We start from the raw sequence: 2,923 nt of genomic DNA on the forward strand, positions 1-2,923 counted from the left end.
AGGCGGACGTGGTCGATGCGGCGCTGGCTTTTCATGGCGGCCATCTCGGCGACCCGCTCGAGGCGCTGCGCCGGGTCGGCGGCCGGGAATTCGCGGCGATCGCCGGTGCCATTCTGGCCGCGCGGATGCAGAAGATCCCGGTGCTGCTCGACGGATTGGCGGCGACGGCAGCCGCAGCGGTACTGCATGGCGTCAATCCCGCCGCGCTCGACCATTGCCTGCTGGCCAGCCTGTCGCCGGAACCCGCGCATGCACGCGCCGCCCAACGGCTCGGCTTGCGCCCGTTGCTTGATCTGGGCATCAGCCATGGCGAAGGGGCAGGGGCCGCCCTTGCAGCGGGTCTGGTCAAGGCCGCCGCGCTGACCAGTTCGGGCATGGCTGCGGCGGTACGCGGTTAGGGCTTGAGGTATTACCGCCGTCGAGCCGCCACCGCCGCGGTCGGCAATGCTGGCAATTCCTCCATCACCCGGCTCAGCGGGAAGATGGCGATCGCCTCGGTGCCTTCGCGCAGCTTGGAATGAAGTTCGAACTCGCCGCCATGCATTGCGAGCAGCCCTTGCACGATCGGCAGGCCAAGCCCGGTGCCTTGCTCGGCGCTCTTGATGGCGATGGAGCCCTGGCCGAAGGCGGAAAGCACGATCGGGATCTCATCTTCCGGTATGCCCGGGCCATTGTCCTTGATCGAAATGTATTGTCCGCCGCCCGCCGTCCAACCGACACGGACGCGGATTTCGCCGCCGGTGGCGGTGAATTTTATCGCGTTCGACAGAAGGTTGAGCGTGATCTGCCGCACGGCCCGTTCATCGGCGAACAGCCGAGGCAGCTCGTGCTCGAAATCCTGGACGACACGGATATCCTTGTTGCGCGCTCTCAACTCCATCATGTGACAGCAGTCCTCGACGATACCAAGCAGCATCACCGGCTCTTCATTGAGCTGGTAGCGGCCGGCCTCGATGCGTGACAGGTCGAGAATCTCGTTGATCAGGTCGAGCAGATGCTGGCCGGATTCGTGCACGTCATGGGCGTAGTCACGATAGGTGGGATTGCTCATCGGTCCCAGCACCTCGTTCGACATCACCTCGGAAAAACCGAGAATGGCGTTGAGCGGCGTGCGCAATTCGTGGCTCATCGAGGCGAGGAACCGCGATTTCGCCAGATTAGCGTCCTCGGCCCGCCGCCGCGCTTCGTCCGACATCGATTTCGCCGTCTCCAGTTCGGCGATCAGCGCATCCTTTTCGGAGCGGAACGACAGCATCATCAGGGACGAGTGGTTCAGATGACGGGCCACATAGGCGAAAAACGGCAGCGACACGACCAGCAGCGCGGCCATGATCGCCTCGACCGGCATCCATAGCTTGGCGCCGGCATAGGCGTAGAGCGCCACGGGAACGGCAAAGGTCGCCAGCAGCGCGCCCCGCAGAGACGAGGTCATCACCGCGGTCGCCGCCATGGCGAACAACAGCACCACGGCCTTGACGATGTGGAACGGATCGACCTCGCAGACGCTGCAGCCAAGCCACACGAACCAAGCCCAGCCGAGACCGCACAGGAAATGGCCGATCAGGAATTCCCGCCGTGCTTGCAAAGGGTTGAGCTCGGAAGCTTCAGTGCGCTCGATGCGCCGCGCCATGACGGCAACGATAGTGTAGCAGGTTAGCGTGAACAGCGCCCAAAGCCCGATCTCATTGCCGATTCCGGCCAGCCGGCCACCCGCGGCAATCGCCAGCACGAGAAGCGGGATGGCGATGGCGCCGCTTGTCATCGCTCGGGCATGCAGCTTCAGCAGTTCGCGATCGAAATCGGGATTGCCGGCCTGCTGCGAAAGACGGTCACGCGTCTTGCGCACCGCGCGCGCGACATCGCTGTTGCGATGGCGTTTCCTGCGGTCCACAATGAACTTGTCCGCTGTGTTCGAGCGTTGCAAGGGCATCAAAACTTCAATTTATGCGAGCAGCGGTTTCCAAGTGTTAAGCTACGTTCGAATGATTAACCAACCGTTTGCCATATGAGCCGTTCATGGTCGCCGAGGCCGCGCCGGCGATACGTTGCGCGCCCCAGAAGCCTGTGGCGCCGGCTGGTGGATTACGGGCTTGCCGTCATCATCCTCGGACTGCTGATCCTGCTGGCGGCCCGCCTCGACCGGGTGGAGACACGCAAGACGCAAGGCGTGGCAATCATCAACGACGGCGATTCGATCACGCTTGGCACCGAGCGTATCCGCATGCGCGGCATCGATGCTCCGGAATATACGCAGACCTGCCGCAAGAACGGCGCGGACTATTCCTGCGGCACGCTTGCGCGTCAGTCGCTCGTTCGCCTGATCGCCGGCAAGCCCGTCTCTTGTACCGGCTGGCAGCGTGATCGTTATGGCCGGCTGCTCGGCGACTGCACCGCCGGCGGCAAGGATCTCAACCGCGCGCAGGTCGAGGCGGGCTGGGCGGTTGCCTATGGCGACTTCGAGAGCGAGGAAGCCATCGCCCGCGCGGCAAAGGCCGGCATCTGGGCGGGAACGTTCGATCAGCCGCAGAATTGGCGAGACAGCCATCACGGCGAAGTCGTCGAGAAGAAGCACGGCACACTGGCGTCGATCGGCGATGCCGTGCGCGAGATTTTTCGCTTCTGGTGATGCGCATCCTGGAACTGGAACCGAGGACGAACAGGAGGATGGAATGAAGCTCTTCGACGGTGGCCGGGCGCCCAATCCAAGGCGGGTCCGCGTTTTCCTGGCCGAGAAAGGCATCGAGGTTCCGCAGGTGCCCATCGATATGGGCGCGTTGGAACACAGGCAACAGGCGGTCAGCTCGCGCAACCCCTTGCAGCGTCTGCCGGTGCTGGAGCTCGACGACGGCACCGTCATCACCGAATCCGTCGCCATCTGCCGCTATTTCGAGGAGCTGCATCCCGAACCGGCCCTGTTCGGGCG

At 63.8% G+C, this 2,923-nt stretch carries 4 protein-coding genes; 3 read left to right on the forward strand and 1 reads right to left on the reverse strand.

What is annotated here, in order from left to right; all coding sequences use genetic code 11:
• The coding region (locus tag EN969_RS24780; RefSeq protein WP_206525223.1) for a nicotinate-nucleotide--dimethylbenzimidazole phosphoribosyltransferase at positions 1-398 on the forward strand (398 nt) is incomplete at its 5' end.
• 11 nt (positions 399-409) lie between these two features.
• On the opposite strand, the gene EN969_RS24785 is transcribed toward EN969_RS24780, so the two are convergent.
• Positions 410-1,930 carry a HAMP domain-containing sensor histidine kinase gene (locus EN969_RS24785; protein WP_063167986.1) on the reverse strand — a complete coding sequence of 507 codons (1,521 nt, stop codon included), beginning with the start codon at positions 1,928-1,930 and terminating at the stop codon, positions 410-412.
• A 75-nt stretch (positions 1,931-2,005) separates the two neighbouring features.
• On the opposite strand from EN969_RS24785, the gene EN969_RS24790 reads away from it, so the two are divergent.
• Positions 2,006-2,626 carry a thermonuclease family protein gene (locus EN969_RS24790; RefSeq protein ID WP_063167987.1) on the forward strand — a complete coding sequence of 207 codons (621 nt, stop codon included), beginning with the start codon at positions 2,006-2,008 and terminating at the stop codon, positions 2,624-2,626.
• Positions 2,627-2,669: 43 nt separating this feature from the next.
• The coding region (locus EN969_RS24795) for a glutathione S-transferase N-terminal domain-containing protein (protein WP_206525224.1) at positions 2,670-2,923 on the forward strand (254 nt) is incomplete at its 3' end.

It is taken from the genome of Mesorhizobium sp. M7A.F.Ca.CA.003.01.2.1 (assembly GCF_003998945.1).
Lineage (GTDB): Bacteria > Pseudomonadota > Alphaproteobacteria > Rhizobiales > Rhizobiaceae > Mesorhizobium > Mesorhizobium ciceri.

Bases quoted from the DNA above. Each gene is read 5' to 3' on its own strand.
- EN969_RS24785 (WP_063167986.1), bottom strand. From the start codon at position 1,930: ATGCCCTTGCAACGCTCGAACACAGCGGACAAGTTCATTGTGGACCGC.
- EN969_RS24790 (WP_063167987.1), top strand. From the start codon at position 2,006: ATGAGCCGTTCATGGTCGCCGAGGCCGCGCCGGCGATACGTTGCGCGC.